This window comes from Alicyclobacillus shizuokensis NBRC 103103 (assembly GCF_001552255.1).
In the GTDB taxonomy this organism is placed as follows: domain Bacteria; phylum Bacillota; class Bacilli; order Alicyclobacillales; family Alicyclobacillaceae; genus Alicyclobacillus_G; species Alicyclobacillus_G shizuokensis.
Window position 1 is genome coordinate 1 of sequence record NZ_BCQV01000057.1, and the last position, 16,046, is coordinate 16,046.

At 64.9% G+C, this 16,046-nt stretch carries 13 protein-coding genes and 1 riboswitch; of the genes, 11 read left to right on the forward strand and 2 right to left on the reverse strand.

Going from position 1 to position 16,046, the window contains the following annotated elements; translation table 11 throughout:
- Positions 1 to 374: 374 nt before the first annotated feature.
- Both ASH01S_RS15950 and ASH01S_RS15955 read right to left on the reverse strand, forming a co-directional pair.
- Complete coding sequence (locus ASH01S_RS15950; protein ID WP_067929438.1) at positions 375 to 1,205, reverse strand: RpnC/YadD family protein; 831 nt, start codon at positions 1,203 to 1,205, stop codon at positions 375 to 377.
- Between the two features lie 826 nt (positions 1,206 to 2,031).
- A complete protein-coding gene (locus ASH01S_RS15955) occupies positions 2,032 to 2,655 on the reverse strand; it encodes a nitroreductase family protein (protein WP_067929439.1) in 624 nt (207 codons plus the stop codon).
- A gap of 208 nt (positions 2,656 to 2,863) precedes the next feature.
- On the opposite strand from ASH01S_RS15955, the gene purB reads away from it, so the two are divergent.
- From purB to ASH01S_RS16010, 11 genes are all read left to right on the forward strand, one after another.
- Complete coding sequence (gene purB / locus ASH01S_RS15960) at positions 2,864 to 4,156, forward strand: adenylosuccinate lyase (RefSeq protein ID WP_067929440.1); 1,293 nt, start codon at positions 2,864 to 2,866, stop codon at positions 4,154 to 4,156.
- Between the two features lie 60 nt (positions 4,157 to 4,216).
- Positions 4,217 to 4,318, forward strand: a riboswitch (purine riboswitch).
- 211 nt (positions 4,319 to 4,529) lie between these two features.
- The gene (gene purC, locus ASH01S_RS15965) at positions 4,530 to 5,252 is read left to right on the forward strand and encodes a phosphoribosylaminoimidazolesuccinocarboxamide synthase (protein WP_067929441.1); all 723 of its coding nucleotides are present in this window, start codon (positions 4,530 to 4,532) and stop codon (positions 5,250 to 5,252) included.
- A complete protein-coding gene (purS, locus tag ASH01S_RS15970; protein ID WP_067929442.1) occupies positions 5,249 to 5,509 on the forward strand; it encodes a phosphoribosylformylglycinamidine synthase subunit PurS in 261 nt (86 codons plus the stop codon). Before purC ends, purS begins: the two co-directional genes overlap by 4 nt.
- Positions 5,506 to 6,219 carry a phosphoribosylformylglycinamidine synthase subunit PurQ gene (gene purQ, locus ASH01S_RS15975; protein ID WP_067929443.1) on the forward strand — a complete coding sequence of 238 codons (714 nt, stop codon included), beginning with the start codon at positions 5,506 to 5,508 and terminating at the stop codon, positions 6,217 to 6,219. The genes purS and purQ overlap by 4 nt, the downstream gene beginning before the upstream one ends.
- Positions 6,158 to 8,518, forward strand: coding sequence for a phosphoribosylformylglycinamidine synthase subunit PurL (purL, locus tag ASH01S_RS15980; protein WP_083517273.1), 2,361 nt, complete (start codon positions 6,158 to 6,160; stop codon positions 8,516 to 8,518). Before purQ ends, purL begins: the two co-directional genes overlap by 62 nt.
- Positions 8,518 to 9,948 (forward strand): amidophosphoribosyltransferase, encoded by a 1,431-nt coding sequence (purF, locus tag ASH01S_RS15985; protein ID WP_067929444.1) that lies wholly within the window; start codon positions 8,518 to 8,520, stop codon positions 9,946 to 9,948. The genes purL and purF overlap by 1 nt, the downstream gene beginning before the upstream one ends.
- Positions 9,948 to 11,036: a phosphoribosylformylglycinamidine cyclo-ligase gene (gene purM, locus ASH01S_RS15990; RefSeq protein WP_067929445.1), complete on the forward strand. Its 1,089-nt coding sequence runs from the start codon at positions 9,948 to 9,950 to the stop codon at positions 11,034 to 11,036. The genes purF and purM overlap by 1 nt, the downstream gene beginning before the upstream one ends.
- Positions 11,033 to 11,683, forward strand: a complete 651-nt coding sequence (purN, locus tag ASH01S_RS18630; protein ID WP_245629124.1) for a phosphoribosylglycinamide formyltransferase — start codon at positions 11,033 to 11,035, stop codon at positions 11,681 to 11,683. Before purM ends, purN begins: the two co-directional genes overlap by 4 nt.
- A gap of 17 nt (positions 11,684 to 11,700) precedes the next feature.
- On the forward strand, positions 11,701 to 13,341 hold the full coding sequence (gene purH, locus ASH01S_RS16000; protein WP_067929446.1) for a bifunctional phosphoribosylaminoimidazolecarboxamide formyltransferase/IMP cyclohydrolase: 1,641 nt from the start codon (positions 11,701 to 11,703) through the stop codon (positions 13,339 to 13,341).
- A gap of 13 nt (positions 13,342 to 13,354) precedes the next feature.
- Positions 13,355 to 14,689 (forward strand): phosphoribosylamine--glycine ligase, encoded by a 1,335-nt coding sequence (gene purD / locus ASH01S_RS16005; RefSeq protein WP_067929447.1) that lies wholly within the window; start codon positions 13,355 to 13,357, stop codon positions 14,687 to 14,689.
- Between the two features lie 211 nt (positions 14,690 to 14,900).
- Entirely contained in the window at positions 14,901 to 15,821 is a 921-nt protein-coding gene (locus ASH01S_RS16010; RefSeq protein WP_067929448.1) for an EamA family transporter, read from the forward strand.
- The last annotated feature ends 225 nt before the right edge of the window (positions 15,822 to 16,046 follow it).

The window sequence follows — 16,046 nt, forward strand, 5'->3', positions numbered from 1 at the left end:
CTGACGCCGACGGGTATCCCTAGTTCGTACGGATGTCCGATAAGTGATCATTATTGCCTCTGCAGGCAATTACGACCGGTATACACCTGCTACGTTGCCTGGCATTCTCGTTTGCTCGTTGGAGGAGGCTAAGGCCCTCGTTCCCCAATGCCACGATTTTCTTGTTCAGCTTGGTGCGGAGAATACGCAGGTAAGCCGGGGCGGAGACTCGTACCAGATGAGCATCCACAGTCGCAGTTTGCGTAGAATCCGTGATGCGCTGTATCCCGATGGATGTGTGTGCAACGAACGCGTACGAAGGATGATGCATCAAGCCTGACAAGCAAAAAGCCAACCGGGACCAATGTGGTCCAGGCCGGCTTCTTCAATCAATCTCAATGCAGTTGCTTCCGCAATTCCTCGATTTTCTCCCGGCTCAAGCCTGTGGCTTTCGCGATCACGTCTGCGCTGACGCCCTCTGCGAGCAGCTTCAGCGTAACCTCTCGCGCCTTGTTATCCGCTCCTTCCCGACGCCCTTTTTCCAACGCTTCTTGTTCCAACTCCCGAACCACATCAGTCATCCTCATCGTCTCCTTCAGATGTTGCTTTTGTGTATCCGTTAAATTCCGCCCACTCAATCCCAGAATCAGCGCTGTAACATAGTCTTGCTCAAAGGTATCCGGAATTTTCCTTGTTAACTCCAGAACTTCATTAAACGCCTCATCGCGAGACCTTCTTTCAAAATGCATGTGGAACGCGAAGGCTAAGCGAACGCGGTCCTGTTCTGTCCAATCACCGAATTCCAGATGCCTTTTCACGGTGTCGAGTGCATCATCCCCGTTGAGACGGTTCAGAAATACGTTTTCGACATGGTATTTGGCACTGCCGATATCGAGCGTATCCGGCCCAGAATGCACATCACCCGTGTACATCACGATGGTTCGGATTTTACGGCCAAACCGTTCAGCTAAGGCCACATCGTACGCCAAAAACCGATTCAGTGTGGCCTCACGACTCGACTGAAACTCCAGGTGCAAAATCTCCCCAGTTTCCAACTCGAACATGATGTCCGTGAACTGCTGACGAATAACGACTTCGTCCAGCTCTGTCGGCAAAGCGCGAACCACTGGGGCATGCGAGATACCAATCACGTCCAAAACACCGTCGGGGCAGGCGCCCGTCAAGTGCTTGGACAAAACGTCGTTTGCGTTGCGCACACTTTTCATTTTCTCACCTGTTATATGATCAGTATAATCCGCGGCTTTCCCGGTGTCATCAAATCAGGTGTCATCAATTCTAATGGAGACTTCCAGCAATTGAGCAATCGCCGCTTACGGGCGCATCCAGTATGCGAATAGCCGACCAGGACCGATGTGTCCCAGGTCGGCTTCTACTCCGTTAGCGGATGCAGTCGCTTCTCTTCTAACCCCACCATTTCGTGATTCATCACAATTCAGCCCACCGCGCTCGCCCTCGGCGATCAGCCGCTGATCCTCTATTCTACCGGAGGCAGATAGTTCAGACTGGAATGCACAACGAAGCCCACTGTGGTAGCCGACAATCTGACGGTCGTATACGTGTTTTCCACAAGTAAAAAGTGGAGAGAAACGCTGCGGATCTGTGCATAGGCACCGATTACACTGAAGATTATGACGGCTTCACTCCAGATAGGGCAGATGGGCATGCTCCCTTGCCTATGCGCATGAAAACTATGGGAAGGCAAAACGGTGGTTCCGTGTATGCGGGATGACATCTAAATATGCAAATATCTTCAGGGCTTCAGGAACGGGGAATGATATGCGTCTACGGGTCACGGTTCCCCCTTGAGCTGCAACAACACCAGGTGCGTTATCGGCATTGGTATCGTCAGTTCAAGCAGAAATCTCTCCGCTCCATGGGCCTCACCTCCCGGTACCCGCCGCGCGGTCCGCAGGCCCCTACGTGCGGGAGGTGAGGGCCCATGCAAACATCCGTGCTGATCATGTCAAAGGACATGAGAACCAGCGCAACGAGGCCGTGCCAGAATCATTCTCGGTTCGGTCCATTGTACAATCACGCCAGTCCATCGACCTCGCGACCAAAGCGCCCTTCAAACACCGTCTCAGCCAGGGGGCGGCGGCCGTTCGGCTGCTCGCGCTCCTGGAGAGCGGGCGGCAAGTCGGCGGCGTCGCCCTGGTAGCCGAGGGCAATCACCACCTGCGGCTCGAATCCATCCGGAAGGGCCAGCAGCTCACGCGCTTTGGCGCGGTCAAAGCCGCCCATCGCGTGTGCCGCCAGACCCTTCATCTCGGCGGCCAGCGCCAAGGAGACCCAGGCAGCGCCCGCGTCAAACGCGTGCATCCGGTTGGCGCGGCCATCCTCCATCGTGGCTTCAGAAGCCAACAGCAACAGCACCGGCGCCTTTTGGCACCATGTCACATTGCCCTCGTTGATGAATTGACAAAACAGGTCTCTGTCCACATCCGTACGGGCTAAGACGAAGCGCCAAGGCTGCAGGTTGTTGGCCGAGGGCGCGAAGCGGGCCGCCTCCAGCACCGCGAACAACGTCTCCTCATCAACAGGCCGCGAGGCAAACGCCCGTGGCGACCAGCGGTTGACAAACACGGCCGGTGCGTCATGGTTGGGGTGGCGATGCGCGGCCACCTGTTCCTTCAATCCTTCGACAACCTGTTTCACTTCGGCGTCCCTCCCTCATAACGAAACACACTATCTATGATACCCGCTGCGGCGGACGGAGCCAAACCATCCGATGGACGAACATTCCTATGTATAGTTTCTTCCATTGTTCGGATTTTGGTTGACACCCCAGCAGACCGGGGTTACACTGGCAACGGATACAGGTGGACGGAAGGTGTCCACCGCTGGCTGGAGGAGGAGCGATCCTGTGATTGACCGCTATACCCGCCCTGAGATGGGCAGGCTTTGGACGTTGGAGCAGCGGTACCACTGGTGGTTGCAGGTGGAAATCCTCGCTTGCGAGGCGTGGGCCCAGTTGGGTGTCATTCCCGAGGAAGACGCGGCGGCGATTCGCGAGAAGGCCCGTTTCTCGGTGGAGCGCGTCCTGGAAATCGAGGAGACCACGCGTCACGACGTGGTCGCCTTCACGCGCGCTGTGTCTGAGTCGCTGGGCCCGGAGCGCAAGTGGGTCCATTACGGCCTGACCTCGACCGACGTCGTCGATACCGCCCTGTCCGCGCAGCTGCAGCAGGCGATTGCCATCATCCGGGCGGATCTGCAGGAAATCCTCGATACCCTGCGCACCCTCGCCGACCAGCACCGCCACACCATCATGATGGGCCGCACGCACGGCGTGCACGCCGAACCCACCACGTTTGGCCTCAAGGCGGGGCTCTGGTACGCCGAGATGGACAGGAACTTGGAGCGCTTCGAAGCGGCCGCCGAGCGCATGCGCTACGGCAAGATCTCTGGGGCGGTCGGCACCTACGCCAATGTCGATCCGTTCGTGGAACGCTATGTCTGCCAGCGCCTGGGGCTCAAGCCGGCGCCCATCAGCACGCAGACCCTGCAGCGAGACAGGCACGCCGAGTTCATCTTCACGCTCAGCCTCATCGGCACCACCCTGGACAAGATCGCGACCGAAATTCGCGGCCTGCAAAAGTCGGAGATCCGTGAGGTCGAGGAGCCGTTTTACAAGGGGCAGAAGGGATCATCGGCCATGCCGCACAAGCGTAACCCGGTCGGTTGCGAGCAGATCAGCGGGCTCGCGCGCGTGTTGCGCGGGTTTGTCGTGCCGGCGTTGGAAGACGTGCCGCTGTGGCATGAACGGGACATCAGCCACTCGTCGGTCGAGCGCGTCATCCTCCCGGATGCCACGATTCTCACCGACTACCTGCTGCACCGGATGAACCGCATCCTGAAGGACCTGCGCGTCTATCCGGAGAACATGAAGCGGAATATGGAGCGCACCCATGGTCTGACCTACTCCCAGCGCGTGCTGACCGCCCTGATTGACAAGGGCGTCGCGCGCGAGGAGGCGTATGACACCGTGCAGCCGGCCGCCATGCGCGCTTGGGAAGAGGAGCGCCCGTTCTACGACATCATCCGCGAGGCGCCGCTCGTCCGGGAGAGACTCAGCGAGGAAGAACTCAAGGCGTGTTTTGATCCCGCCTGGCACCTGCGCCGGGTGGACGAGATTCTCGCCCGCCTGGGCATCTGACGGCCCCGTATCCGCGCTCCGGCGCGTTTGCGGCGCAGCCTTTGCCCTGGCGTGCGCAGACAATCGGATACCCGTCAGTCTCGTATATCCTCAGGGATACGGCCTGAGAGTTTCTACCCGGACCCCGTAAAGGTCCGGACTACGAGGGGAATCAAGGCACCGGGCGTGTTTCGGATCGGTTCAGCCTGCCGCGCCAGGCTGTCAGCCTCGGGATTGCGCGAGGCTGACAGGCCGCCGGCAAGCAACCCGCCCCACAGCGTAGCGCCCTTCTCGGTGTCGCCAGCCAGCAACGGCTCGCATTCCCCGCGTAGGTCGGGGGGCGGGCCGTTCATCGTCCCGGGCCCTCGACACACCACAGGGAGGGAGAGGAACCATGGCCGCCAAATTGGAACTGCTCTACGAAGGCAAGGCAAAAAAGGTCTATCGCACGGACAATCCTCAACAGTACATCGTTGAGTACAAGGATGACGCGACCGCCTTCAACGGGCAGAAGCGCGGGTCCATCGCCGGCAAAGGGGTTGTCAACAACCGACTGTCCAACCTGTTCATGCGGCTGCTCGCCAAGCAGGGCGTGCAGACCCACCTCATCGAGCCGCTCAGCGACCGCGAGACGCTGGTGCACGCCGTGCGCATCGTGCCGCTGGAAGTAGTGGTGCGCAACCTGGCCGCAGGCAGCATGGCCAAGCGGCTCGGCATTGCCGAGGGCACTCCGCTTGCGCGTCCGATTGTCGAATTCTATTACAAAGATGACGCCCTGGGCGATCCGTTCGTCACCGACGACCACATCGAGGTGCTGGGTCTCGCCCCGGCGGCCGAGCGTGATCAGATGCGGCAGATGGCGCTGCTTGTCAACGATATCCTGGGCGGGTTTTTGCGCCGCATCGGCATCACCCTGGTCGACTTCAAACTGGAGTTCGGCATCGACGCCGAGGGCAGGCTGCGCCTGGCGGACGAAATCTCGCCGGACACCTGCCGGTTTTGGGACGCGAAGACGCAGAAGAAACTGGACAAAGACCGCTTTCGCCGTGACTTGGGCGACATTGAGGCGGCCTACCGGGAAGTACTAAGCCGTGTGGAAGAGGGGATAGAGGCATGACGAAGTGGCGCGCGACGGTGCGGGTGTGGTTGAAGCCGAGCGTGTTTGACCCGCAGGGACACGCGGTGCTGCAGGCGCTCGCCAGCCTGGGCCACGACGGTGTGGAGCAGGTGCGCATCGGCAAGTCCATCGAGTTGACGGTGGCGGCCGACAATCGGGACGAGGCGGAGGCAAAGGTGCGCCGGGCCTGTGAAGAGCTGCTGTGCAATCCGGTGATGGAGACGTACGCCGTGCACGTGGAGGAGGGAGCCCAATGAGATGGGCGGTCATCGTCTTCCCCGGATCGAATTGCGACGAGGACGCGGCCCTTGCGATTGACCGGGTGCTCGGCGACCCGGTCGACCTCGTCTGGCACGACCGAAGTGATTTGTCGGCGTACGACGCCATCATCCTGCCGGGCGGCTTTTCCTATGGCGATTATCTGCGCAGCGGGGCCATCGCCCGCTTTGCGCCGGCGATTGCTGGTGTCCGCGCGGCCGTCCAGCGCGGCGCCCTGGTGCTGGGCATTTGCAACGGGTTTCAGGTGCTGACCGAGGCAGGGCTTTTGCCTGGGGCCCTGCTCGTCAATGATCACCTGCAGTTTCGCTGCGAGCTGGCGGAACTGCGGGTGGAGAACGCAGAGACGCCGTTCACGCTCGACTACGCCCCCGGCGCACGCATCCGCATCCCCATCGCCCACCGCGACGGGCGCTACCATGCGGACGCGGCGACGCTGAGCCAGTTGCAGCGAGAGCGGCGCGCCGTCTTGCGGTATGTGCAGAATCCGAACGGATCGGCCCAAGACATCGCCGCCGTGCTGGGGGCCAACGGCCGTATCCTGGGCCTGATGCCACACCCGGAGCGCGCGGTGGCCGAATGGATGCGTTCGACCGACGGCGCCCGCATGTTCACGTCCATGCACCGCTATGTGGAACAACAGGGGGCGTCACTGGCGGCGTCCGCGGAAGGAGTGGGAAGGCTTGGCTGAGGTGCGCGTACAGACAAAGGCGGCGGCCGGCACAAGCGGCCAACCGACGCCGCAGGAGATACGGGAGCAGCGCCGGTACCTCGAGCTGGGCTTGACCGAGGCCGAGTACGAACGCGTCTGCGAGCGGCTGGGGCGGCTGCCCAACTACGTCGAGGCGGGTTTGTTCGGCGTGTTGTGGTCGGAACACTGCAGCTACAAAAGCTCGAAAATCCACCTGCGCAAGTTCCCGACCAGCGGCCCGCAGGTCCTGCAGGGCCCAGGCGAGAACGCGGGCGTCGTCGACGTGGGCGGCGGGCTGGCGGTGGCGTTCAAGATGGAGAGCCACAACCACCCTTCCGCCGTGGAGCCGTACCAGGGGGCGGCCACCGGTGTGGGCGGGATTTTGCGCGACGTGTTCACGATGGGAGCGCGCCCGATTGCGTTTCTCGACAGCCTGCGCTTTGGCCCTTTGACGGACGATCGCACGCGCTATCTGTTCGCCAACGTGGTGGCCGGCATCGGCGGCTACGGCAACTGCGTCGGCATCCCGACCGTCGGCGGCGAGACGGTGTTTGACGAGAGCTACCGTCACAACCCGCTGGTCAACGCCATGTGCGTCGGCGTGTTGGAGGCCGACAAGATGGCCAAGGGCGCGGCGCGCGGCGTGGGTAACCCGGTGTTTGTGGTCGGCGCGCGGACGGGGCGCGACGGCATCCACGGGGCCACCTTCGCGTCAGCGGAAGACCCGACGGAGAAGGAACGCTCCGCTGTGCAAGTGGGCGATCCGTTCCTCGGCAAGCTCCTGATGGAGGCCTGCCTGGAGCTTATCGCGACGGGCGCGGTGGTCGGCATCCAGGACATGGGCGCGGCGGGGCTGACATCCTCGTCGGCGGAGATGGCGGCGCGGGCCGGCGGCGGTTTGGAACTCGATCTCGACCGGGTGCCGGTGCGCGAGGAGGGCATGACTCCGTACGAAATGATGCTCTCCGAGTCGCAGGAACGGATGCTGGTGGTGATGGAGAAGGGCCGGGAAGAGCTGGCGTTCTCCATTTTGTGCAAGTGGGGCTTGGAGGTCGCGGAGATTGGCCGCGTCACCGGCGACGGCCGGCTGCGCCTTCGGTTCGCCGGGGAGGTGGTGGCGGATGTGCCGGTGGCGGCGTTGGTCGACGAGGCACCGGTGTACGACCGCCCGGCGGACGCAAAGTACGTGCAACCCGGTTTGACGGTGGCCAAGCCGGAGCCGGCGGCGGGGGACGCAGATGCCTGGGCGCAGTACCTGCTCACACTGCTCGCGCACCCCTCCATCGCCGATAAGCGTTGGGTGTATCGTCAGTATGACACCAGCGTGCGCACAGCGACTCAGGTGGGGCCAGGCAGCGACGCGGCGGTGGTGCGCCTGCCAGGCGCGGAGCGCGCGGTGGCGCTGGCCACTGACGGCAACGGCCGCTACGTGTACCTCAACCCGCGTCGGGGCGGGGCGATTGCGGTGGCCGAGGCGGCCCGCAACCTGGTGGCCAGCGGCGCGAAGCCGCTCGCCATCACTGACTGCCTGAACTTCGGCAATCCGGAAAAACCTGCGGTCATGCGCCAGTTCATCGACGCTGTGGAGGGGATGGCTGAGGCCTGCCGGGCGCTGGATACGCCGGTGGTCAGCGGCAATGTCAGCTTCTACAACGAGAGTCAGGGGCAGGACATCTTCCCGACGCCGGTGGTCGGCGCGTTGGGCGTGATTGAGGACCTGGCGCACGTGACCGAGTCGGCGTTTTGCACGGCCGATTCAGCCATCGTCCTCGTCGGTCCCATCGACTCCGCGCTCGACGGCAGCCTGTTCTGGCAGCTGCTGGCCGGCCAGCCCGCCGGCGACGCCCCGCCCCTTGATTTGGCACTGGAGAGGCGCGTGCAGGACTTGGTGCAAAGCCTCATCCGGACCGGCCGTGTCCGCTCCGCGCACGACGTGTCGGACGGGGGACTGGCGGTGGCGTTGACGGAGATGGCCATCGCAGGCGGTGTCGGCGCCGAGGTGACGCTGCCCGTGACGCCCCGAGACGCCCTGGAACGGGCCGGGCTGTTGTTCTCGGAGGCGCAGAGCCGGATTTTGCTCGAGGTGGATGGGGCGTCGGCCGAGGTGATTGTCCAGGAGGCGGCACAGGCCGGCGTGCCGGCGCTTGTGCTCGGCAAAACCGGCGGGGATGCGGTGATCATCGGCGGCGACGACGGAGTCTGGCTGACGCTGCCGTTGGCGTCGGCCCGGGCTGCCTACGAGGGCGCGCTGCCGCAGGCCATGCGGGCACCCAGCGCGCGAGGGGAGGCGGATGCGTGATGTGGCTGGAACGGACAGATGGCCCCCATGAGGAGTGCGGCGTCTTCGGCATCTATGGCCACCCGAGCGCGGCGCAGATCACGCACGTGGCGCTGATTGCGCTGCAGCACCGCGGCCAGGAGGCGGCCGGCATGGCCAGCGTGGACGGGGAACGGATGTACAACCACCGCGGCCTGGGGCTGGTCTCCGACGTGTTCACGCGCGAAGACCTGGCGCGCCTGCGCGGCCACGCGGCGATTGGCCACGTGCGCTATTCGACGGCCGGACAAAACACGGTCGAGAACGCGCAGCCGCTGACCTTCCGCACGCACCGCGGCAGCTTGGCGTTGGCCCACAACGGCAACCTGGTCAACGCGCCCGCCCTGCGCGTGCTCCTGGAGCGCCAGGGGAGCCTGTTTCAATCGACCAGCGACACCGAGGTGGTGGCGCACCTGATTGCCCGCTCCGTGCAGACCAACCTGATTGAGGCGGTGCGCACCAGCGTGAGCATGGTCAAGGGCGGCTACGCGTTTGTGCTGTTGACCGACGATCGGCTCATTGCCCTGCGCGATCCGTACGGCCTGCGTCCCCTGGCTCTGGGCCGGTTGGGCGAGGCGTACGTGGTGGCGTCCGAGTCGTGCGCGTTTGAGACGATTGGTGCCGAGTTCGTCCGCGACGTCGAGCCCGGGGAAACGCTGGTCATCGACGCGGGCGGGCTGACCGCCATTGCACCGGCGCAGCCGACGCGGCGGGCGATGTGCACCTTCGAGCATATCTATTTTGCGCGCCCGGACAGCGACATCGACGGCTGGAACGTGCACGCGGTGCGCAAGAAGCTGGGCCGCATCCTGGCCGAGCGCCACCCGGCGGCGGGTGACATCGTAATTGGCGTGCCCGACTCCAGTGTCTCGGCGGCGGCCGGGTTTGCCGAGGCCAGCGGCGTCCCGCTCGAGATGGGGCTGGTGAAAAACAAGTACGTGGCGCGCACGTTCATCCAGCCCTCCCAGGCCCTGCGCGACCTGGGTGTGCGGCTGAAGCTGAACGCGGTGCGTTCGGTGGTGGACGGACGGCGGGTGGTGCTGATTGACGATTCGATTGTCCGCGGCACCACCAGCCGCCGCCTGGTGCAGCTGCTGCGCGAGGCGGGAGCGACGGAGGTGCACGTGCGCATCTCCAGCCCGCCATACAAACACGCCTGTCACTACGGCATCGACACTTCCTCGAAGGGCCAGCTGATTGCAGCGGACCATTCTGTGGAGGGGATCTGCCGCGAGATTGGGGCGGATTCGCTCGAATTCCTGACGGTGGAGGAGACGATGGAGGCGTTCGGAGTGCCTCAGGATGCGCCCTATCCGTTTTGCAACGCTTGTTTCACCGGTTGCTATCCGACCGAGGTGTACCCTATCAGCAAGGAGCAGTACGACGTCAGCCAGCAGGGGGTCGGGGTGTGATGAGCGACGAGTACCGCGCGGCCGGGGTCGACATCGCGGCGGGCAACGAAGCGGCGCGGCGCTATGCCCGTCTGGCCGCAGAAACGCGCCGGCCGGAGGTGATGGCGGCCATCGGCGGCTTTTCCGGTGGCTTCCGCATCGACGTCAACCGCTTTCCGCAACCGGTGCTGCTCTCGGGCGCCGACGGCGTGGGGACAAAGTTGAAACTGGCGTTTGCCACCGGACGCCACGGCACCATTGGCATCGACTGTGTGGCGATGTGCGTCAACGACATCCTCACCTCGGGCGCCGAGCCGCTGTTCTTTCTCGATTATCTGGCGACAGGCAAACTGGACGTGGAGGTGGCGGAAGCGGTGGTGGCGGGCGTCACTGTTGGCTGCCGGACGGCTGGCTGCGCCCTGTTGGGCGGCGAGACGGCGGAGATGCCGGGGATGTACGCGCCCGGCGAATATGATCTGGCCGGATTCGCCGTGGGGGTGGCCAACCAGCCGGACATCATCGACGGCCACCGCGTTCAGGCGGGCGATGCCCTCATCGGATTGGCCAGCGATGGCCTGCACTCCAACGGCTATTCGCTGGTGCGCAAGCTGATTGCCGAGGCGGGGGTCCAATTGGCCGACCCGCTGCCGTTTCCGGCGGCCCGCGGGCCGGAGCTCCTGGGTGCCACGGCTGCCAAGCGTCCCTGGACCTGGGCGGATGAACTGTTGTGGCCCACCCGCATTTACGTGCGGCCGGTGTTGGCGGCTTTGGCCGACGGCATCGATATCCGCGCCATGGCGCACATCACTGGCGGCGGGCTGGTGGAGAACGTGCCGCGCTCGCTGCCGGACGGATTGACCGCGGAGATCAGGGTGGGACGGTGGCCGGTGCCGCCGGTGTTCTCCTGGTTGCTGGCGCAGAGCGGCATGGACCTGGCCAGCGCCGCGCGCGTCTGGAACCTGGGCGTCGGCTACACGTTGGTGGTTCCGGAGGAGCAGGCCGATGCCGCGGTGAACTGGTTTGCGGAACAGGGGGAGCGCGCCTATCGGATTGGCCGCATCGTCGCTGGCAGCGGGAACGCGCGCCTGGTGGAGGAGGGCGGCCGGTGAAGCCCTGCGAATGGACCGAGGATATCCAACGGCCGCCCACCCGGCCGATGAACGCCCGTCGGGTGCGCCTGGCGGTGTTCGCCTCGGGCAACGGCAGCAACCTGCAGGCGCTGCTCGACGAACCAGCGCGCAATCCTGCCTGGCCGGCGCGCGTGGTGGCGGTGGTGTCAGACAAGCCGGGCGCCTACGCGGTCTCGCGCGCCCAGCGGGCGGGGGTGCCGGTGTTCGCCAGGCGCCCCCGCGAGTACCCGGACAAGCCGGCGTTTGAACGGGACGTGCTCGCATTTTTGCGGCAACATGAGGTGGAATGGGTGGCTCTCGCCGGGTATATGCGGCTGGTGGGGGATGTGCTGTTGAGCGCGTACCCGAACCGCATCCTCAACATCCATCCGTCCCTGTTGCCGCACTTCCCCGGCCGCCAGGCGGTGAAGGACGTCCTGGCCGCGGGGGCGAAGGAGACCGGGGTGACGGTACACCTGGTGGATTCGGGGGTGGACACGGGGCCGATTTTGCTGCAGGCGCGCGTGTCCATCCCGGACGGCACCGCCGAGGAGGATTTGTTGACGCGCATCCACGCGGTCGAGCACGGGCTGTACCCGCTGGCGGTCGGTCTGGCGGTGCGCGGGCTGCTTGTTGGAGAAACCTGAGAAAGGAAGGCGTGCACGTGAACAAGTGGGCTCTTGTCAGCGTTTTCGATAAACAGGGCGTTGCCGATTTCTGCCGCCGCCTGGTCGTGGCCGGGTTCGGCATCCTCTCGACCGGGGGCACCGCCCGCCACCTGCGGGAGGCAGGCATCGCGGTGACGGAGGTGTCGGATTACACCGGTTTTCCGGAGATGCTGGAAGGGCGCGTGAAGACCCTGCATCCGCGCATCCACGGCGGTGTGCTGGCGTGCCGCGACGACCCCGGCCACATGGCGGCGATTGCCGAGCACGGTATCGATCGGATCGACGTGGTCGTCGTCAACCTGTACCCGTTTCGCGAGACCATCGCGCGGCCGGGCGCGACGTTCGCCGAGGCGGTGGAGATGATTGACATCGGTGGGCCGTCGCTCCTGCGCGCTGCCGCGAAGAACCACAGCGGCTGCCTGCCAGTGGTCGATCCGGCCGATTACGCCTGGCTGGGCGAAGCGCTCGCGAGCGGGCGGGAGTTGACGGCAGACGAACGGGCGCGCTTGGCGGCCAAGGTGTTCGCTGAAACGGCAGCCTACGACGCGGCGATTGCCGCCTACCTGGAGGCGGCCGCGGCCAAGGACGGGCGCTCCGGCGCGGGCGGCGAGTCGGCGGCCCGGTCTTTGGCGGCCAAGGGGTCGGGCCAACAGGCAGGTCTACCCGCCGACGCGGCATGGCCGCCGCTCTACCAGGTGTCGTTCGTCCATAAGCAGGCCCTGCGCTACGGTGAGAACCCGCATCAACGGGCGCACTTCTACGCTGATGCGGACGCCAGCCCGGCGACGATAGCCGGGGCGCGCCAGCTGCAGGGGAAGGAGCTGTCCTACAACAACATCCAGGACGCGGACGCCGCGCTGCAAATCCTGCGCGCCCTGGACGACCTGGGGCAGCCGGCGGCGGTGGCGGTCAAGCACATGAACCCGTGCGGCGTCGGCCTGGGCGCGACGCTCGACGAGGCGTTTGACCGCGCGTACGAGGCCGATTCTGTCTCCATCTTCGGCGGCATCATCGCCCTCAACCGCTCCGTCGAGGCCGAATTGGCGGACAGGCTGGCGTCGATGTTCCTGGAGATCATCCTGGCGCCCGGCTTCAGTGAGCAGGCGCGGGCGCGGCTGGGGCGGAAGAAGAATCTGCGCCTGCTGGAGGTTGACATGACCCAGCCGCTTTGGCGGCCCGGTGATCACCTGCTGCGCCGCGTTTCGGGCGGTCTCTTGGTGCAGCAGGTCAACGTCGGCGACGCCGGATCGGACGCGTGGCGGGTGGTCACGCGCCGCCAGCCGACCGAGGAGGAGTGGCAGGCGCTTCGATTTGGCTGGCGAATCGTCCGCTTTGTCAAGTCGAACGCGATTGTCCTGGCGAACTCGGTGATGACGCTGGGGGTTGGCGCTGGGCAAATGAACCGCGTCGGCGCCGCCAAGATTGCCATCGCGCAGGCCGGGCCGCGCGCCGAGGGCAGCGTGCTGGCGTCGGACGCGTTCTTTCCGATGCGCGACACGGTGGACACAGCCGCCGCGGCCGGTGTCACCGCCATCGTGCAGCCGGGCGGATCGATCAAGGATAGGGAGAGCATCGAGGCGGCGGACGAACACGGCATCGCCATGGTGTTCACCGGCCGGCGCCACTTCTTGCACTGAGAGGAGAGACAAGATGGCACTCGAAATCCCAAACCATGCGCGGGTGTTGGTGGTCGGCGCGGGGGCGCGCGAGCACGCCATCGCCTGGAAGCTGGCGCAAAGCCCGCTGCAGCCGCGGCTGTATGCGGCCCCGGGGAACCCGGGACTGGCTCAGGTGGCGGAGTGTGTGCCGCTGGGCGCGGACGATGTGGACGGCCTGGTGTCGTTTTGCCGCGCGAACGGCATCCAGCTGGTGGTGGTGGGGCCGGAGCAGCCGCTCTCCGTCGGGCTGGTGGACGCCCTGACCGAGGCGGGCGTCCGCGCCTTTGGCCCGACGAAGGCGGCGGCGCAGTTGGAAACGTCGAAGGCGTTCGCCAAGGCGCTGATGGAAGAGGCCGGCGTGCCGACGGCCGCGCACCGGACGTTCACCGACGCGGAGGCGGCGAAGGCGTACATCCGGCGGCAGGGGGCGCCCATTGTTGTCAAGGCGGACGGTCTGGCGGCCGGCAAGGGCGTCACGGTGGCCGGGACGGTGGAGGAGGCGTGCCGCGCCGTCGACGGCATGATGCAGGCGGGCCGCTTCGGCGAGGCCGGCCGGCGCGTGGTGATTGAGTCGTTCTTGGTTGGGCGCGAGGCGTCGCTCATGTTCTTCATCGACGAGAGCGCCGTCGTGCCCATGCTGCCGGCGCGGGATCACAAGCGCATCGGTGAAGGGGACACCGGACCCAACACGGGTGGCATGGGCGCCTACGCGCCGCTGCCGGACGCGGACAGCCAGGCGCTGGCGGGGGAGGTGGAGCGGCGCATTGTCCGGCCCACGCTGGCGGCGCTGCGGGAGTGGGGCAGCGTTTACCGCGGTGTGCTGTACGTTGGCTTGATGTTGACGGACGACGGGCCGCAGGTGGTGGAGTTCAACGTCCGTTTGGGCGATCCGGAGGCGGAAGTGGTCCTGCCGCTTTTGGCCTCCGATTTGCTGGAGATTGTCTGGGCGGTCAGCGAAGGCCGCCTGGCCGAGGCGAAGGTGGCCTGGAGGCCGGAATACGCGGTGTGTGTGGTGTTGGCCGCGGCCGGGTACCCCGAGTCGCCACGCAAGGGGGACGTGATTTCCTTCGCCCCCAAGCTGAGCGCATCCTCTTCTTTATCGGGCTTTACGTCGGGCGGGCCGGGCGGCGCGACGGGGGGACCCATCGTCTTTCACGCAGGAACCGCATGGGCATCGGGTGAGCTGAAAACAGCGGGCGGCCGTGTGTTGACGGTGGCAGGCGTTGGACAGACCCTGTCCGAGGCGCGGGATGCGGCCTACCGCGGAGCCGACGGCATCACCTTTGCTGACAAATATCTGCGGCGCGACATCGGGCGCGGGTTGTAGGGTTGGCGCCAGGGGGAAAAGGGCGGTATACTGGGAATGGCTTGCAGTGAGCCAGCCAGATAGAGATCCGATGCGGACAAAGACAAGGTTCGGTGGGAGAGCGAAAGCCCTGGAGGGCATCGCCTTGCACCTTACAGGACCGGGCAGAGCCCGGTCTTTTCACGTGGCGGAGATCGTGCAGGGCGCATGGACGTCGGGGAGGTCGAAGAGATTGGCGCAGCGGGCAGTGTTTGCCGTCTTGATGTTGGTGGCCGGCAGTTGCTTTGGCGTCGTGTCTCCTTTGTTGAAGCTGGGGTATGCCCACGGGTTGTCAACACAGCAAATGACCGACGCACAGTACGGCTTGGCCGCGTTGATCCTGTGGGCGCTGGGGATATGGCGGGCGCGTCGCCTGCGGATGCCCGCGTCTCAGTGGTTGATTGTGGCTGTCCTCGGTGTGTGCGGCGCGGGCACAAGTTTTTGCTACTATCTGGCGTTGACGCGGATGCCCGCTTCCTTGGGCATCATCATGCTGTTCCAGTTCGCCTGGATGGTGATGGTCATCGATGTGTTGGTGACCCGTCGCCTGCCAGAGGTGCAGAAGTGGTTGGGGATGCTGATGATTGTCGGCGGCACCGTGTTGGCGGTCGGTATCATCGGCCAGCGGATCCCGGCTGTGCCTTGGTGGGCTGTGGGGCTTGGACTGCTGGCGGGGCTATTCTACGCTCTGACGCTGTACCTATCCAGCTACGTCGACACCAGCACGCCGCCCATCACCAGGTCCGCCGTGACTGTGACCATCTCCGGATTAGTCATCCTGCCGCTTTTCCCGCCGAGCTTTCTGTGGGACGGATCGGTCAACCGGGGGCTGTGGCTTTGGGGAGGCCTGATTGCCTTGTTCGGCCAGGTGCTGCCGATGCTGTTGATGCTCGTGTCCACGCCGCGTACCGGTGGCCGCATGGCCGGGGTGCTCGCGTCGATTGAACTGCCTGTTGCGGTCCTGTCGGCCCATCTCCTGCTGGCGGAGTCGGTGCATTGGTTGCGCTGGGTGGGGGTTGTTTTGATTCTGATTGGCATATGTATCAGTGAGTGGCCAGGCTGGCCGCGCCGGTCGGAGACGGCGGGGAATCCGGTGCATACGGCGAAATTTTGATGGGTTATAGATGGGTTATATTTACATTTGATCTCTCGCAGCAATCGTAGTATAGTATTCAACGTCGCCGCTCGACCGGCGGCCCTGAAAACCGCCAAATCCCGCGTCACGACAAGGTTTTTTGCGCCGCGCTGAAGGCGGGGCGGGGCTTGGAGAGACCCGGGCAACGACACCGAGTCTTGGGTGTCGGCGAGGTGGAAAGCTAGGCATCCGGAATCTACCACC

What these genes read in the sequence shown, in the direction of transcription:
- ASH01S_RS15950 (WP_067929438.1), bottom strand. Translation starts at nt 1,205, where the DNA reads ATGAAAAGTGTGCGCAACGCAAACGACGTTTTGTCCAAGCACTTGACG.
- purC (WP_067929441.1), top strand. Translation starts at nt 4,530, where the DNA reads ATGGCCGCCAAATTGGAACTGCTCTACGAAGGCAAGGCAAAAAAGGTC.
- purS (WP_067929442.1), top strand. Translation starts at nt 5,249, where the DNA reads ATGACGAAGTGGCGCGCGACGGTGCGGGTGTGGTTGAAGCCGAGCGTG.
- purQ (WP_067929443.1), top strand. Translation starts at nt 5,506, where the DNA reads ATGAGATGGGCGGTCATCGTCTTCCCCGGATCGAATTGCGACGAGGAC.
- purL (WP_083517273.1), top strand. Translation starts at nt 6,158, where the DNA reads ATGTGGAACAACAGGGGGCGTCACTGGCGGCGTCCGCGGAAGGAGTGG.
- purF (WP_067929444.1), top strand. Translation starts at nt 8,518, where the DNA reads ATGTGGCTGGAACGGACAGATGGCCCCCATGAGGAGTGCGGCGTCTTC.
- purM (WP_067929445.1), top strand. Translation starts at nt 9,948, where the DNA reads ATGAGCGACGAGTACCGCGCGGCCGGGGTCGACATCGCGGCGGGCAAC.
- purD (WP_067929447.1), top strand. Translation starts at nt 13,355, where the DNA reads ATGGCACTCGAAATCCCAAACCATGCGCGGGTGTTGGTGGTCGGCGCG.